This window comes from Sphingopyxis sp. Geo48, assembly GCF_949769155.1.
GTDB lineage: Bacteria > Pseudomonadota > Alphaproteobacteria > Sphingomonadales > Sphingomonadaceae > Sphingopyxis.
This window is the reverse complement of the sequence record NZ_CATKPA010000001.1, coordinates 1,270,594-1,286,186: the sequence shown is the minus strand read 5'-3', so window position 1 is coordinate 1,286,186 and position 15,593 is coordinate 1,270,594. Positions and strand designations below refer to the sequence as shown.

Below are 15,593 nucleotides of genomic sequence, written 5' to 3'. Positions count from 1 at the left end.
GGCGACTGACAGCTTCTGAGCATATTTCAACGTGAGCAGACATTCGGGGGCGGCATACGCGACACTAGCGGCAGGCTTTTCATTGTCACCTTGCTGCGTGTCGCGCGATGGTGGGATTTTGTCGCTGCATATCAAGACGGTTCCGAACGGCGCATTTTAGTCTCGCGCATCATAGAAATAGTCGCGCGATCGCGCAGCATGCCGGAGCCTCAACGCCGATGCCGAACGACAATTATTCGCCCGACGAAGTGCGTGACGATTTTGTTCCGAAAGAGGTGTATTACGCACAAGACTTCGCCGACCTGGAAGCGGACAAGCTCTGGCCGTTCGTCTGGCAGCTGGCGTGTCGCGCCGAAGAGATACCCAATGTTGGCGACTATGTTACCTACGACATCGTCGACGACTCAATCGTCGTCATACGCGCCAGCGAAACCGAAATAAAAGCCTATCATAACGTCTGCCCGCATCGTGCCCGGCGGCTGACCGAGGGCTGCGGCAACAACAGGCAGTTCGTCTGTCCCTTTCACGGCTGGCGCTTCGGCCTTGATGGCCGGAACATCAAGGTGATCGACAAGGGCGACTGGGGTGACTGCCTTAAGGATGAGGATATCAGGCTGTCCGAAGTCCAGTGTCAGTCATGGGGCGGCTTCGTCTTTATCAACATGGACACGAACGCCGAGCCGCTGCTCGATTTCCTGTCGCCCATGCCCGACTATTGCGAGAAGTTTGAATTCGAAAAGCTGCGATTCCAATGGTATAAAACGGTCGTGATGCCGTCGAATTGGAAGACCGTCCTCGGCTTTTTCAACGAATTCTATCATGTGCAGCAAGCGCATCCGCAATTGCTTGAATTCACCGACGACTATTCGAACAGCGGCGAATTCGGCCGCCATTCGCAGACATGGTTCGAATCCGAAGGCGCGCTTCCGTTCCGCAGATCCCCCCGCCTTCCCGCGCGACCAGAGCCGCCGATGAAGGAGCATATCGTTACCTTCGCCGAGCAGTATAAGGAAGATCTGCGCACCATGTTGACGCCGCGCAACTATGCGGCGGCAATGCGTGTCCGCGACGAGGTCCCGGCCGGGACGGGCGCCGCCGAGACCCTTACCAAATGGGCCGAATTCCAGATGGAGGCGGCGGCCGCCGACGGGTCGGGATGGCCCGAAGGGCTAACGCCCGAATATATCGAGCGGTCGGGACTCGACTGGCACGTCTTTCCCAACACTATCTTCCTTCACGGCTTCGTTGACGGCGTCCTCTGGTATCGCGTCCGGCCCAACGGCCGCGATCCCGAAAGCTGCATTTTCGATATTTGGTCGCTCGTCCGTTATGGTCCCGGTCAGGAGCCGCCACTCGAACGCGAATATTATGAGAACTGGCGCGACGGCGACTGGGGACTGATCTTCCGGCAGGATTTTGAAAATATTCCCGAGGTCCAGAAGGGCTTCAAATCGCGCGGCTTCAAGGGTGAACGCACAAATCCCGTGCAGGAACGGTCCGTGTCTAACTTTCACAGAGTACTGCGGCAGTTCCTCCGCGATCCCTATGACAAGCCGCCGGTCACCCGACAAAGGTGAGGACGACGATGTACGAAAATTACGAGCATATCCGGTTCGACCGCCGTGGCCGCATCCTGACCGTGACGATGGACAGTCCGCCGCTCAATGCGGTGGGCCGGGCGCTGCACGATGAGCTCTCTTACGTATTTCTCGACGTGGCGCGCGACGAGGAGTGCGACGTCGTCATCCTGACCGGAGCGGGGCGTGCCTTCTCCGCGGGCGCGGATTTGCCCGGGCTGCTCAAGGCGACCGAGGACAAGGCGTTGCGCACCGCCCTGCTTTCGCGTGCGCCCGCGATCGTTCATTCGCTGTTGAGTCTCGAGAAGCCCGTTATCGCGAGGGTGAATGGCCATGCGATGGGACTGGGCGCAACGCTGGCGCTGCTCTGCGATGTCGTGATCGCTTCGAACGATGCCCGTATTGCCGATCCCCATGTCGGGATCGGGCTGTCGGCGGGGGATGGCGGCGCGCTGATCTGGCCGCAACTGATCGGCTATGCGCGGGCACGTCATCATCTGCTGACCGGCGACCCGCTGACGGCGACCGAAGCCGAAGCGATCGGCTTGATTTACAAGGCCGTCGCGGCCGATTCACTGGACGCCGAAGTCGATGCCTATGCCGACCGGCTGGCAAGCGGCGCCACGATGGCGATCCGCGCAACGAAACGGTCGATCAACATGGAGCTTTGCCGCCAAGCGATCGCCACCGCCGAAGCGCATGCCGGGCTTGAATCCTACACGATGGCATCGAACGACCACCATGAAGCCGTGCTCGCCTTTATCGAGAAGCGTGCACCGGTCTTCAAGGGCGACTAGCCGGCCAATTCCATATAGCGCGCAAGGTGATGCTCGACATCACCGAAGCTGCGCTCGGACACCATCACCCGCCGCAGATAATGACCGACCGGATATTCGGTCGTCATCCCGATGCCTCCATGCAGATGAACCGCCATGCCCGCAATTCCTTTGGCTGCATCGAAGGTCTTGACCCAGCAACTCGACACCGCACGCCGCCGATCCTCGCGGCCGCCGCGATCGAAGACTGCAATGGCGTTGTAGAGGCTGGAACGGATTGAATCGGCGTCGATATACATTTCGACGACGCTATGCTGCAGCGCCTGGAAGTTCGCGAGCGGCTGGCCAAACTGGGTGCGCGTCTTGAGATAGTCAGCGGTGATTTCCACGGCCCGTTCGAGCGCTCCCAGCGTATCGGCACAAAGCGCGAGGCGCGCTTCGTCGAGCACGTCATCGATTGCATCGATTGTCGTGATACCCAGCAAAGCGTCAGGACCAAGCTCGACCTGCTCGAAACGGACGTCGATGGTGTCGGCATCGTCGATCGTCGCATAGCGTGTCGGGAAGATGGCCGCATTCTCCATTGCCGCCAAAAACAGGCCCACAACGCCGTCGCCCAGCAACGCCGTCACAAGCAGCCCGTCCGCACCCGCCCCGCCCGCGATCAAGCTTTTCGCGCCGGACAACCGGTACCCGGCGCCTGACGTCACAGCGCGGACTTCGGGCTCCAGCCTGTAGCGACGGCCGGGTTCATACAGCGCCGGCGCAAAGCGTCGGTCGCCGCTTGCCATCGCACCCAGAAGATCGAGGCGCTGCTGCCCCGCGGCGACCAGATCGACCAGCCCGGTCGCGAGGACGGCCGAGGCGATGTAGGGCTGGAGCGACAAGGCCCGGCCCATTTCTTCGGCGAGAATCAATACATCCTCGATATCGCCGCCCAGTCCCCCGGCATCTTCGGGCGCGAGCAACGCGAGCCAGCCGAGATCGGCATAGCCTCGCCAACCCGCACTGCCAGCCGCACCGTCACCGCGCCGCCGCGTCGCGAAATCGTCCGCGAGATAGCGCCGCGCACCGTCGCGCAGCATCTTCTGTTCCTGGCTCAGGGCAAAATCCACTCGCTCAACCTTTCTGTATCCTGCAGACGGCAGATCATCGGAACAGCGTGCTCCAGATGATGTTGCGCTGAATCTCGTCGGACCCGCCGAAGATCGTCGCGGCCCACCAATAGAGATATTGGGTGGTGCGCCCCGCGGCCGCCGGCGGCGCTCCGGCGACGAGCGGGGCTCCGTCGTCGGGGCCGAACCGCGGTACGACCTGCGGTCCGAGGATCGCCATTTCGAGGTCGGCGGCGCGCAGCAGATACGCTGCCCCGCGGATCGAGATCGCCGACGCCGCGGCACCAAGCCCCGGGCCTTCTTCCCCGGCCAGAACGCGCAGCACCGACCATTCGAGTGCATCCACATCGATCGCGAGCCGCGCGTGGCGGCGCCGGTATTCGCCCGCTTCGGCGGAGGGCAAGCCGCGGCACAGCTCGTCGTCGATCAATGCCGGAATTCGTGCCAGATACCGCCGCAACATGCCCAGATAGGCATTGTGCGTCCGCTCATGTCCGAGCAGATATTTGGCCTGTGTCCACCCGCTGTTTGGCTCGCCGATCAGATAATGGGCGGGAACGCGAGCATCCTCGATGAAGACCTCGTTGACATGCGCATCGCCGTCGATCGTATCGATCGGGCGCACCGTCACGCCCGGCGCATCCATCGGCATGATGATCATCGACAACCCGGCCTGCGGCTTCACCTCCGCATCGGTTCGCGCCAGGCAGATCATATAGTCCGCCATGTGGGCGTCGGTCGTCCATATCTTCTGCCCGGTAATCACATATTCGTCGCCGTCGCGCACCGCACGCGTGCGAAGGCTGGCAAGATCCGATCCAGCCTGCGGCTCCGAAAATCCCTGACAGAACCAGCAGTCGCCCTTCAGCATCGGTTCCAGAAACTCTTGCTGGAGCTCTGGGCTACCAAACCGGCACAGCACCGGCCCCGCCATCGACATTGCGATCAGGCTGTATTCGGGAGCATTGGCGAGGCCGCATTCCAGTTCGAAGATATAGCGCTGGATCGGCGACCAGCCTGCCCCACCGAATTCCGCCGGCCAGTTCGGCGCTGCCCAACCCTTTGCGTAAAGCTTCTGCTGCCACGGATGGACTGTGGCGCGTTTGTTGTGAAAGCCTGCCGCTTCACGCCGCGCCAGCCCGGGCGGCAGCTCGGCGGCAAGAAAGGATCGGACTTCGGCGCGAAACGCCTCATCTTCGGTCGAAAATTCCAGCTTCATATCGCCTTTTCCTTCTCGAGCACTTCGCATGCTGCGATCTGCCGGAGCCGGTCCTTGCGGACTTTGCCCGAGGGCGTTTTCGGGAGATCTTCGACAAGCACCAGATGCTCGGGCGTTTTCTGGCGCGCCAACCCCGCCGCGCTCACCATCGCGGTCACATCGGCCAGGTCGACCGACGCTCCGGCCGCCGGAACGATGAACGCGCAAATGGCTTCACCGGTCCGCTTGCTCGGCATCGAAACGACCGCGACTTCCTCGATCAGCGGAGAGGAAAACAGCACATCCTCGATTTCGCGCGCGCTTATATTTTCGCCCGCGCGGATGATCAGATCCTTCTTGCGGCCGGTACAGACGATGTGATCACCGTCGACGAGGCGGCCGAGGTCGCCCATCCGGAAATAGCCTTCCTCGTCATAGGCATCCTCATTGTCTTCGGGCCGCGCATAGCCGAGCGCCATGCTGGGCTCGCGCACCAGTATCTCCCCGTCCTCGCCCGCTTCTAGTGGCAGGCCGGTCGCGACGTCGACGATCTTGACCTCGCAACGGAGAAGGCGTCCGTCGGTTTCGGCCGCCAGCCGCATATCGTCGCGCGATGCGGGGCCGGCGGTCATCGTGGGCGCTTCGGTCGCGCCGAAAGTCCGGAACGGGATACAATTCGGAAACTGCCGCGCCGCGCCGTAGATCAGTTCGGGCGGGACAGATGCACCGCCGCACAGGAAATAGCGGAGCGACGGCACCGCTTCGTCGCGCGCGCGGGCGACGGCGAGGAAGTCCTGCAGGAAGGGCGTGGCGCCCAGCATGAAGGTACAGCGGTGCGCTTTCACAAGATCGAGCGCACGTTCGGCTTCCCAGATATCGACGATCACCGCAGGGACATCGATGATCCACGGCGCGTTGAGCGCCCACAGAAAGCCGCTGACATGCGTGACCGGCGATGGCGAGAACGTGCTGTCGCCAATGCCCAGATCCATCGCCGCGGCCATCTTGACCGAATCAGCGCCGATGCTGTTGTGCGAATGAAGAACACCCTTTGGCCGGCCCGTCGTACCCGAAGTGTACATCAGCAGTTTCACGGCGTCGGGATCGACCGGCCGGGCTGTCGTCAACGGCGCCCCGGCGAGTATCTCGTCGAAGCTCCGGCATCCTTCCGCCACGCCGCGAACGACGATCACTGCGGGCCCGTCGCCAAGATCGGGAGCGATCCGCGCCATCATCGCGGCGTGGTCGAAGCCGCGGAAAGTGCCAGGCACGAACATCAACCGGCTACGCGATTCCCGCAGCATGAAGGTCACTTCGGCGTCGCGGTTGATCGGGACGATCGGGTTCACGACCACGCCCGTCATTGCAGCCGCAAGGTTGATGACCGAACATTCCCACCAGTTGGGCAGCTGAAACGAAACGACCTCGCCCGGTTTCAGCCCGATAGCGTCAAAGTAGCCGGCAAGCCTTTGCGCACGATCGTAGAGATCGCTGCAGGAGAGCCGGTGCTCGCCGTCGATCAACAGGATTCGCCCTGGGTTGGCAGCTACCCGCTCGGCAGCGAGATCGGCGATCGTTCGATTGGTCCAGTCGCCATCGCGGACAGCGCGATCGGCGCGGTCGGGATTCCAGCGCGTTCGCCAGCCACCGGCGTCCTCGCGGTAGTGGCGGTCAGCCATGAAGGCGCCGCGTCGCCGAACGATCGATTTCGGCGCGTCCCTCGGCAACAAATGCCCGGCGGCGGGCGATAACGGGTATATCGGCTAGCACGTCGACGACGCGCGCCGATAGCGGCGCATCGCGGAAACCAGGGCGATGAAAGCGAATGTCGCCGTCGCCAGACCATGCCCGGTCGTAGTGCCACCGCATGACATTCACCATCGGGTGATCGGCGTCGGGTTCGGCCCCGTCGCCCGGGATCAGTTTCCAGCCGAAAGTTCGCACCTCCCCCGCGCTCTGGTTCACCCGTGCCAAGGCGTCGTCGGACAACGGACGCAAGCCCGAGACTTTGCCCTCGATCAGGACCGCGTCATATTCGGAAGCCCGGAAGCGACGGCCGTCGTCGCTCCGTTCGATCATATCCATCGCCGCGGGCAATTTCGCAAAGCCCATGAACTCGCGGCCGCTGATAAGCGCGCCGGGCTCGGTCACCCACATCACCGGGGCAAAGCCCGACTGGCGCTCGTCATCGCCATGGAGCGCGCTCACCGAAACGACGATCTCGCGATATCCGCGGCCGCCCAGATAATCCACGTCGCTGTAATCGATGCGGGTGACGGTGACGACCGGCTGCGCGGCGGTTCGGAAGAAGCGCGGCAGCAGCCGTTCGGCCGCCGCGACGCTGGTCTCGAAACCGATCGAGACGACCTCCGCGAAGGATATAAGGCTCCGGTCAGGTACCGGGCTCGGACCGAAAAGAGCCGGCATATCAAATCGCTGCGTCGCCAAAACCATGCTCCCTTCGCCCGCGAATGGGCGTTGCGGCGAACATAATCGAGCGGCTCTGGCGCATCTTGGCGGCGGGCGACATTGACCTGACATCCGGCGACCCTTGCCGCAGAAAACCGCCGGTTTCGGGGCGCGCATCACGGCAACATCATCCTATATCGCCTGTCGGGCAATATCTTGATTTTTGACGACAAAGAGCAGATGATTCGCGCCGTAACGGAGCGCGGCGATTCTTCGCAAATGACGTGCCGGACAAGAAATGGCGTCGAAAAAGGGCGTCAGGGAGAGCGAAATGGCTAGCACTGCAAAGCTTCTCGACAGAGATCACGAGGATGCCAGCGCCAAGACGGCACTGGTTCGTGCGGACATCCTGCGCCTGTATCCGGAGGTCGTAAGCCGGCTGGGCGGCGATCCCGAACCCCTGCTGGCAAAGGAAAATATCTCGCCGGAGATTTTCGGCCAGACGGGCGCGATGATATCCTATCGCCGCGCGATCCGGCTGTTGCACCGGACGGCCATCGAACTTCAGCGACCCGACTTCGGGATGACATTTGCATCGCATCAAGGCGGCACGGCGGTCCTCGGCCCGCTGGAAGTCGCGATGTCGAACGCGCCCACGCTTGGCGACGCCTATCGCTATTGTGCCGACCATTTACGTACTTACAGCCTGGCCAGCGAGCTGACGCTCGAGAATGAACGCGGCAGCGGCCGACCCTATATACGCTGGGAGATTTGCCTCGACCGGCTGCCCCACCAGGAGCAGGCGATCGAACAGGGGATGGCGCTGATGCACCACGCGATCCTCGCGCTGTCGGGCGGAAGCGTGCGTGCGCGCGAAGTATGGTTCGGCCATGATTATATTTCGGCGCCCACGCGCTACAGCCAGTACTTCGGCGCGCGCGTCGAGATGAACGCCCCGTTCAACGCGATTTTCCTCAACCGCGCCGACCTTGCAGCGCCGATCGCCAATCGCAGTCAGCAGCTGTACGACATGGCGACGTCCTTCATCGACACGCAGTTTCCGGATTCGGCGCGACCGCTGTCCGGGCGCGTGCGTTCGGTTGCTGCACGGCTCCTGTCGCATGGCGGTAGTCTGCACGTCGATGTAGCCGCCGCCATCGGAATGCACCCGCGCACGATGCAGCGCCGATTGAGCGAGGAAGGCGTAAGCTTCGAGGATATCAAGGACGAGGTGCGGCGCGAGGCGGCCATTCGCTACCTCGGTCAGCCGACGATCCCGCTGACGCGCGTTGCCGCGATGCTCGGCTATAGCGAGCCATCGGTGCTGACGCGCAGTTGCCACCGCTGGTTCGGCGCCAGTCCGCGCAAGTTTCGCAAGGATATGTCGACCGACGTCGAACTCTGACGCGTTATCCGGCGAGCAGCCGCTTGCCCTGATCGACCGCAGCGCCGAGCCCGCGCGTCACGGTCGCAAGATATTCGCGGCTGAAATGCGAAAGCTCGTGTGCGGTAAAATGGGCCTCCAGCGCGGAGCGGAATCCGGCAAGATCGTGCCCGTGGTTGAGCGATCGCTTCGTCAGGCGAACGCCGAACGGCGGCGCCTCGGCGATGCGCAACGCCAGCGCCATCGCCGCATTATCCAGCTCTGCGACCGGTGCGATCCGGTTGACGAGCCCGATAGCATTCGCTTCGGCGGCGGTCATGCGCTCGCCCGTGAACAGCATCTCCTTGGCACGGCGAAGTCCCATCACCCAGGGATGTACTAGTATCTCGACCGACGCCGCACCCAGGCTGTGAACCACCGGATCGGCGAAATAGGCGTCGTCCGATGCGACTATCAGGTCGCACATGTTCGCCATCATGAATGCGCCCGAGACACAGGCACCCTGCACGCGCGCGATGGTGGGCTTGGGGCAGTCCCAGATTTTCAGGCACAGCCCGTAGAAATGCTTTTCCTCATAGGCCCAGCGCTCTTCGCCAGACAGGTTGGCGCGCTTTTCCTCGCCTTCGCGCAGATCATGGCCTGCCGAAAAATGACCGCCGATGCCGCCGATGACGATGACGCGCACCGAAGCATCGGTGGCTGCGCGATCGAGCGCGGCTTCGATCTCGGTCAGCATCAACTGGTTCTGGGCGTTGCGCTTGTCGGGCCGGTTCTGTTCGATGACAGCCACGGCACCGGTCTGGCCATATTTCACAAGGTCGTAAGTCATGGGATGAAAGCCCGTCAGACAAGATCGAAAGCGATTTCAAGCCGGCTGGGACCAAAGGCGAAGAAATGAGCCTGCCAGGATACGCCGGCCTCGCCGCGCGCCAGGCGTAGGTTCTTCATGCGCTGGAGCAGACGGTCGATCGTGATCCTGAGCTCGCCTCGTGCGAGCAGATTGCCGACACAAAAATGGGGCCCGACGCCGAAAGCGAAATGCCGGCGCGCGTTCGTCCGCCGGATATCGAAGCGATCGGGGTCGGGAAACACCGCAGGATCGTAATTGCCCGCGCCAAAGCGCAGCACGATGATCGAATCCTTGGCGATCGGCACCCCGCCGATCTCTGTATCGCAGGTTGCCCGGCGCCAAAGCCCCTGAACCGGCGCCGCAGTTCGCAGCACCTCTTCGACGAAGTTGGCGATGAGCGACGGGTCGGAGCGAAGCTCGTCCTCAAGGCCCGGCGTGGTCGCGATCCGGTGCATCGCGCTGGCAAGGGCTCCCACTGTCGTGTCACTTCCAGCCGGCAGCATCTGCTCGACGATCTGGATGATCTCTTCGATCGCCAGACGTTTGCCGTTGACCTCTGCGTGGACCAGATCGTTGAGGATGCAAGGGCGCGGAACGTCGCGATATTCCTCGATGCGCTCGACCAGGAACTGCTGCAATTCGCAAATGGTGTGCGTGATTTCGACCTGACGTTCTTCGCCGTTGTTGGGGTCAGCCTCCTGGACGATCGCGTCGGCCCAGCGCTTGAAATCGGCGAACCGCTCGCGCGGCAGACCGATCTGGTCCGACAGGACATGATTGGGAATTTTGACTGCGAGATCATAGTAGAAATCGGCAGCACCCGAACCGATGATCTGGTCGATCATTTCGTCGACCACCCCCGCAAGATAGGCTTCCATCCGCTTGACGCTCGACACGGTGAACACCTTGTCGACGAGCGAGCGGTGAAAGCTGTGGATTGGTGGATCGGCCACAACCAGTGCGGTCACCGGCAAATAGCCGTTCTCGCGATAGATGGCGTCGATCCGCTCCTGATAGGGCGCCGTCTTGACGAGCAATTGGCCCGTAACGCTGGAAAAGGTCTTTGTATCCATCGCGGCCTTGCGGATATCGTCATAGCCGGTGACGATGTAGAAGCCGTTTGATTTGTCGTAATAGACGGGCCCCGCCTTGCGGATTTCTTCATAGGCCGCAAAGGGGCAACGCTGGATATCCGGGTCGTTGAAACTGATCTCCGGCGTCACACCTTGCTCCCTCTTGATCGCTGCCGGCATCGTGGTCAGAAATCATATCCGACGGTGATGCCGAACTCGCGCGGCTCTTCATAGGTGGCACGTGCAGCACCGGCCGAAATGGTTGTCGAGCTGAACGACTTGGCATTCGTGAGGTTGTGCACCCACAATGCGAGACGCAAGCCGCTGTTATCCGGCTTGTATGCAATCTCGGTCGCCACGCGCGCATAGGCGCCCTGAACCAGCAGGTCGAACGCGTCATAGGGCAGATATTTGCTCGAGTAGTGGACGCTGGGTGTAATCGTCAGGTCGCCACCCCCGACGCGGCCGGTGTAGGTCACGCTCGCGACCGCGCTGACTTTCGGCGCACGGACCAGCCGCTGGCCGCTGACATCGGCGACCACCGGGGGAAGTCCGCCCGCCGTGATGACCGGCTGATAGCCTGCGGCGTTCGGGAAACTGCGGAAATCCGCCTTGGGCATCCATGTCACCCCTCCCCGCGCGCTGAGCGAAGAGCCGAGATCGACGGTCCCGTCGAATTCGACGCCGAAAATGCGGGCCGAGGCCGCGTTGGTCGGAATGATTGTCGTCCCGGTAAACGACTGAATCTGCAGATCCTTATAATCGTAGAAGAACGCCGCGAGATTCAGCGAATAGCTGGGCTGCGCCGTCTTGTAGCCAACTTCATAGGCTGTGATCTTTTCGGGGTTCACCGGATCGCCGATGGTCAGGATCGGCAGGATACCGCTTTTGAAGCCCTTGCTGAAGGTCGCGTAGATATTGCTGCGGCCGTCGAGCGCATAGCGAAGGCCAACCCGCGGCGTGAAGCTGTCCCAGCTAGGGTTCGCAAAGTTGGTGAAAGGCGAACCGAAGAAGGTGATATAGCCCTTCTTCTTCTCATAGCTGTAGCGCAAGCCCGTGGTCAGTGTGAGCTGGTCCGTCAGATCAATGTCGGCCTGCGCGAAAATGCCGTAGGCGCGGGTCTTGACGCGGGTCGTCGCGATCAGCAGCGGATTGTAGATGACAGCCGGCGCACCCGGCTGGGCGCCCCCGCTGAAATCGCTGATAACCCCCGACAGATCGCCATTGCTGCTGAAGAAGTTGCCGCCCACGACGAATTTCATGCGCCCCATCTGTTCGGACGTGAACAATATGTCCTGAAGGAAATTGTCGTTGGGCTGCGTATCGGCGAACGCGATGCACGCAAATGTCATCGGCGCCGCGGCGAGGCACTGCGGTGAATAGGAAGCGTCGACATCGACGCGTTCGCGATGCCGGCTGAGCGTGTAGCTGGTCGTCGAGGTCAATGTGCCGGCGCCAGTGTCGATATCGATCTTCAGCGCACCGCCATAATTCTTGATCTCGGTCAGCGGATCGGGCGCGTCATATGCATATTCGAAGGGTCGCGTACCGAATACGGCGTCGGGATAGAAAGCTCCCGCGGTCAGACCGCCCGCCGGCAACCCGGCGCTACCATGATCGCTCTTGCGGTGCATATAATAGCCGCTGAGCAGAACCGAAACATTCTCGGTAGGCGTAAACAGCAACTTGCCGCGTAGCGTGACCGATTTCAGCCAGTCCATGCGATCGGAGCCATAGGCATTCTGGATTGCCGTCGGCAGACCGTCATAGACAATGTTCGTCGAATAGCCGTCGACATTGCGATAGGCGAAGGACAGGCTGGCGGCGATCTTGTCGGCAACGATCGGACCGCTCACATATCCCTTCACCCCCAGATCATAGGACGAGCGGCTGGATCCCGAGCCGTCATAAAGCCCGGCGGTTGCCGAAATGCTGCCCGTCGGCGTGAAGCTGGGGGTCTTGGTAAATATCTGGATCGCGCCGCCGGTTGAATTCCGCCCGAACAATGTGCCTTGCGGGCCCTTGGACACTTCGATCCTCTCAACATCGGGCAAGTCGATCGAGGCGCCAGCCTGGGTCCCCTCATAAACACCATCGATATAGAGTGCGATCGGGTTGTCCGAACCGGGTCCGGTGACGAGCGTCGTGATCCCGCGCAGCGCCGGCTGCACGAAGTTGCCTTGCGCCTGGAAGGTCAGGCCGGGCGTCACGGCGCCGAGATCGCGCAGATTGTCCACGCCAGCCGTCTCGAGCTGTTCGCCGCTTTGCACCACCACCGAGATCGGCACATCCTGAAGCCGTTCGGCGCGTCGCTGAGCCAGCACGATGATCTCGTTGCCGTCATTCGCGGCCGTCGCGTCGGCTGGCGGCGTGGTGCCCTGCGCCCAGGCGGGGGCCGACGACGACAGCAACACGAGAGCCACGCTTCCGAGTTTGAACCTCATCATTTTCCTCCCCAACCGAGCTCTTCTGATGGTCGCTCTTTTGATCCGTGATCACCGAATAATGAATTTGCCACGCACCGCGCGTCTTTATCTTTGACGACAAAATCCCGATTGCAGGCGGTCCGTATCAGTCGCTTCGACAACGATTTCGAAGCCATCGGGATACAGGCCGGGGGTGTCGTTCCGAGCGCAAAAATTGTCGCGGCCCGTCAAGATGCGCTGCGAACACGCATTCTAACGTCGAGAGCAAGAGAAGAGGTCTGAAACATGCAGGACGATCTGAACGAGATTTTGAACCACCAGCGAATCCGGCTGGTTTTGGAACGATATTGCCGCGGTATCGACAGGCTCGACGCCGAAGCGCTCGCCAGTGTCTATTGGGACGACGCGCATGACAATCATGGCATCTACAACGGCCCTGCGCGCGACTTCGCCGAGTTTATCATTCCCTACATGCGCGATCATTGGACCTCGACCACGCACATGATCGGCCAGTCGAATATCGAAGTGGCCGGTAATCGCGCCGCCGCAGAAACCGTCTTTATCGCGCATCACATCCGGCCCGATGGTGAGGGCATCGCCGACGACGTGGCCGGCGGCCGATATGCCGATGTCCTCGAATGCCGCGATGGCGAATGGCGGCTACTCGATCGCGTCGTCGTGATGGACTGGGTCTATACGCATGCCGGCCTCGCCAGCAGCGCCATCGATCCCGATGTTTTCGTGATCGGCCAGCGTGACACGGCCGATTTTGGCTACCAGCCCTACGACCGGCTTCGCGGCTGAAGGATCTGCACCCGCATGACCAACCGAACCGCCCCCGACGCAGCGACGCTCGTTGCGATCTACCGGCGCATGGCGCTCATCAAGGCCAATGACGAACGGTCGCGCAAGGTGATCATGACCGGCCGGCTCGTCATGCCCTATTATTCACCGCGCGGGCAGGAAGTGATCCCGAGCGCGGTGTCGGCCAATCTGAATGACAACGACTATATTTGCACTATCTATCGCGGCACCCACGATATGCTGGCCAAGGGCGTGCCGCTGAAAGACCTTTGGGCCGAGCTTGCGGGTCGCGTCACCGGAACCTGCAAGGGCAAGGGGGGCCCGATGCACATTACCCATCCGAAATCGGGGGTAATGGTGACGACCGGGATCGTGGGAAGTTCGATGCCGATCGCCAACGGTCTTGCGTGGTCGTCGCAGCTAAAGGGCGACGGCCGAGTGACAGTGGCCTATTTCGGCGACGGGGCCTCGAATATCGGTGCGTTTCACGAAGCGCTCAACCTGGCATCCGTTTGGAAGCTGCCCGTTGTCTTCGTTTGCCAGAATAATGAGTGGGGCGAGCACACCGCCTATGAGAAAGCAACGTCGGCACCGCGTGTCGCGGACCGGGCGGCATCCTATTCGATGCCGGGCATCCGCGTCGACGGAAACGATGTGCTCGAAACCTATGCTGCAGCGCGCGATGCAGTCGAGCGTGCGCGGAGCGGCGCAGGTCCGACGCTTGTCGAGGCGATGACCTATCGTTTTCACGGCCATATTTTCGGCGACACCGATGCCTATATGGACCCCGAGCGCAAAGCGGCGGCAATAGCGGCCGATCCCGTCCCCCGCTTCCGCGAGTGGCTGATCGAACAGGGACACGCCGCCGAAGCCGATCTTGCCGCCATGGAAGCGGCCATCGACGCCGAGATCGACCAAGCGATCGATTATGCGCTGGCAAGCGATTTTCCCGACGTCGGCGAACTGTCGCGCGATGTGTTCGCGGCGGAGGCGGCGTGATGGGCAGCATCACCATCCTCGAGAGCATTAACCGGGCGCTCGTCGACGCCATGGAAGCCGACGAAGCTGTGCTGATCCTGGGTGAGGATGTCGCAGACCCCGAGGATGGCGGCGTCCTCGGAGTTACCAAGGGATTGTCGACGCGGTTCGGCGATCATCGCGTGCGGTCCACCCCGATTGCCGAGCAGGCGATCGTCGGTGCCGCAATCGGCGTATCGCTGGGCGGGTTCAAACCCGTGGCCGAAATCATGTTGATGAATTTCACGACGGTCGCGATGGACATGATCGTCAACCACGCCGCAAAGCTGCGCTTCATGTCGGGCGGGCAGACCAATGTCCCGATCGTGATCCGCACGATGACGGGCAGCGGCTTTGCCAACGGCGGCCAGCATAGCGACTATCTGGAGGCCTGGTTCGCGCACACCGCGGGAATCAAGGTCGTCGCGCCGTCGAACCCGAGCGATGCCTATGGCCTGCTCCGCAGCGCCATCGACGATCCCGATCCGGTGATCTTCATCGAGAATCTGCCGACCTATTTCACCAAGGGCGAAGCGCCTGAAAGCGGGCACCGTGTCCCCATCGGCAAAGCCCGTATCGTGCGCGAAGGCAGCGATGTGACGGTCATTGCCTATGCAAAAATGGTCCAGGAAGCGACTGCGGCGGTCGAGGCCCTTGCGAGCCGTGGCACATCAGCCGAACTGATCGATCTGCGCAGCATCGCACCGTGGGACCGCGAAACGGTGCTGGCGTCGGTGAAAAAGACCGGACGGGCCATCGTCGTGCATGAAGCGGTGACGCCATTCGGCGCGGGCGCCGAGATCAGCTCGGTCATTCACGAAAATCTGTTTCACGCGCTCAAGGCGCCCGTACAGCGGTTGGGCGCGGCATTCTGTCCCGTCCCCTTCTCTCGTCCGCTTGAAGCCGCTTTCGCGCCCGATGCCGCAGCCATCGAAGCTGCGGCGGCCGCGCTACTAGGCTAAAA

The 15,593-nt window shown here is 62.0% G+C and carries 13 protein-coding genes; 6 read left to right on the top strand and 7 right to left on the bottom strand.

All coding sequences use genetic code 11. The features are described from left to right. Positions 1 to 218 precede the first annotated feature (218 nt). Positions 219 to 1,577 (top strand): aromatic ring-hydroxylating oxygenase subunit alpha, encoded by a 1,359-nt coding sequence (locus tag QOL79_RS06600; RefSeq protein ID WP_283419016.1) that lies wholly within the window; start codon positions 219 to 221, stop codon positions 1,575 to 1,577. An 8-nt stretch (positions 1,578 to 1,585) separates the two neighbouring features. Beyond that, complete coding sequence (locus QOL79_RS06595; RefSeq protein ID WP_282950160.1) at positions 1,586 to 2,374, top strand: enoyl-CoA hydratase/isomerase family protein; 789 nt, start codon at positions 1,586 to 1,588, stop codon at positions 2,372 to 2,374. Here the strand turns inward: QOL79_RS06595 and QOL79_RS06590 are convergent. The 4 genes from QOL79_RS06590 to QOL79_RS06575 are packed head-to-tail and all read right to left on the bottom strand — an operon-like array spanning position 2,371 to position 7,093. Further along, positions 2,371 to 3,468: an acyl-CoA dehydrogenase family protein gene (locus QOL79_RS06590; RefSeq protein ID WP_058454861.1), complete on the bottom strand. Its 1,098-nt coding sequence runs from the start codon at positions 3,466 to 3,468 to the stop codon at positions 2,371 to 2,373. The two genes, QOL79_RS06595 and QOL79_RS06590, sit on opposite strands and share 4 nt — an antisense overlap. A 34-nt stretch (positions 3,469 to 3,502) precedes the next feature. Further along, the gene (locus QOL79_RS06585; RefSeq protein ID WP_283419015.1) at positions 3,503 to 4,687 is read right to left on the bottom strand and encodes an acyl-CoA dehydrogenase family protein; all 1,185 of its coding nucleotides are present in this window, start codon (positions 4,685 to 4,687) and stop codon (positions 3,503 to 3,505) included. Then, positions 4,684 to 6,345, bottom strand: coding sequence for an AMP-binding protein (locus QOL79_RS06580; protein ID WP_283419014.1), 1,662 nt, complete (start codon positions 6,343 to 6,345; stop codon positions 4,684 to 4,686). Before QOL79_RS06580 ends, QOL79_RS06585 begins: the two co-directional genes overlap by 4 nt. Continuing rightward, positions 6,338 to 7,093 carry an acetoacetate decarboxylase family protein gene (locus QOL79_RS06575; protein ID WP_283419013.1) on the bottom strand — a complete coding sequence of 252 codons (756 nt, stop codon included), beginning with the start codon at positions 7,091 to 7,093 and terminating at the stop codon, positions 6,338 to 6,340. Before QOL79_RS06575 ends, QOL79_RS06580 begins: the two co-directional genes overlap by 8 nt. A gap of 313 nt (positions 7,094 to 7,406) precedes the next feature. Here QOL79_RS06575 and QOL79_RS06570 point away from each other — a divergent pair, with 313 nt between their 5' ends. Beyond that, entirely contained in the window at positions 7,407 to 8,480 is a 1,074-nt protein-coding gene (locus QOL79_RS06570) for an AraC family transcriptional regulator (protein ID WP_058454865.1), read from the top strand. Between the two features lie 4 nt (positions 8,481 to 8,484). On the opposite strand, the gene QOL79_RS06565 is transcribed toward QOL79_RS06570, so the two are convergent. From QOL79_RS06565 to QOL79_RS06555, 3 genes are read right to left on the bottom strand one after another with little or no spacing between them, the layout of a single operon-like run. After that, positions 8,485 to 9,288: an enoyl-CoA hydratase gene (locus QOL79_RS06565; RefSeq protein ID WP_283419012.1), complete on the bottom strand. Its 804-nt coding sequence runs from the start codon at positions 9,286 to 9,288 to the stop codon at positions 8,485 to 8,487. Positions 9,289 to 9,302: 14 nt separating this feature from the next. Further along, positions 9,303 to 10,532: a cytochrome P450 gene (locus QOL79_RS06560; RefSeq protein WP_058454867.1), complete on the bottom strand. Its 1,230-nt coding sequence runs from the start codon at positions 10,530 to 10,532 to the stop codon at positions 9,303 to 9,305. A gap of 35 nt (positions 10,533 to 10,567) precedes the next feature. Then, entirely contained in the window at positions 10,568 to 12,805 is a 2,238-nt protein-coding gene (locus tag QOL79_RS06555) for a TonB-dependent receptor (RefSeq protein WP_283419011.1), read from the bottom strand. A gap of 288 nt (positions 12,806 to 13,093) precedes the next feature. On the opposite strand from QOL79_RS06555, the gene QOL79_RS06550 reads away from it, so the two are divergent. Genes QOL79_RS06550 through QOL79_RS06540 form a run of 3 tightly spaced genes read left to right on the top strand, consistent with a single transcriptional unit; the run spans position 13,094 to position 15,591 of the window. Next, positions 13,094 to 13,612, top strand: coding sequence for a nuclear transport factor 2 family protein (locus tag QOL79_RS06550; protein WP_058454869.1), 519 nt, complete (start codon positions 13,094 to 13,096; stop codon positions 13,610 to 13,612). Positions 13,613 to 13,627: 15 nt separating this feature from the next. Further along, positions 13,628 to 14,611: a thiamine pyrophosphate-dependent dehydrogenase E1 component subunit alpha gene (locus QOL79_RS06545; protein ID WP_058454870.1), complete on the top strand. Its 984-nt coding sequence runs from the start codon at positions 13,628 to 13,630 to the stop codon at positions 14,609 to 14,611. Beyond that, positions 14,611 to 15,591, top strand: a complete 981-nt coding sequence (locus QOL79_RS06540) for an alpha-ketoacid dehydrogenase subunit beta (RefSeq protein ID WP_283419010.1) — start codon at positions 14,611 to 14,613, stop codon at positions 15,589 to 15,591. Before QOL79_RS06545 ends, QOL79_RS06540 begins: the two co-directional genes overlap by 1 nt. Positions 15,592 to 15,593 lie beyond the last annotated feature (2 nt).

Bases quoted from the DNA above. Each gene is read 5' to 3' on its own strand.
- QOL79_RS06600 (WP_283419016.1), top strand. From the start codon at position 219: ATGCCGAACGACAATTATTCGCCCGACGAAGTGCGTGACGATTTTGTT.
- QOL79_RS06595 (WP_282950160.1), top strand. From the start codon at position 1,586: ATGTACGAAAATTACGAGCATATCCGGTTCGACCGCCGTGGCCGCATC.
- QOL79_RS06585 (WP_283419015.1), bottom strand. From the start codon at position 4,687: ATGAAGCTGGAATTTTCGACCGAAGATGAGGCGTTTCGCGCCGAAGTC.
- QOL79_RS06580 (WP_283419014.1), bottom strand. From the start codon at position 6,345: ATGGCTGACCGCCACTACCGCGAGGACGCCGGTGGCTGGCGAACGCGC.
- QOL79_RS06575 (WP_283419013.1), bottom strand. From the start codon at position 7,093: ATGCCGGCTCTTTTCGGTCCGAGCCCGGTACCTGACCGGAGCCTTATA.
- QOL79_RS06570 (WP_058454865.1), top strand. From the start codon at position 7,407: ATGGCTAGCACTGCAAAGCTTCTCGACAGAGATCACGAGGATGCCAGC.
- QOL79_RS06565 (WP_283419012.1), bottom strand. From the start codon at position 9,288: ATGACTTACGACCTTGTGAAATATGGCCAGACCGGTGCCGTGGCTGTC.
- QOL79_RS06550 (WP_058454869.1), top strand. From the start codon at position 13,094: ATGCAGGACGATCTGAACGAGATTTTGAACCACCAGCGAATCCGGCTG.
- QOL79_RS06545 (WP_058454870.1), top strand. From the start codon at position 13,628: ATGACCAACCGAACCGCCCCCGACGCAGCGACGCTCGTTGCGATCTAC.
- QOL79_RS06540 (WP_283419010.1), top strand. From the start codon at position 14,611: ATGGGCAGCATCACCATCCTCGAGAGCATTAACCGGGCGCTCGTCGAC.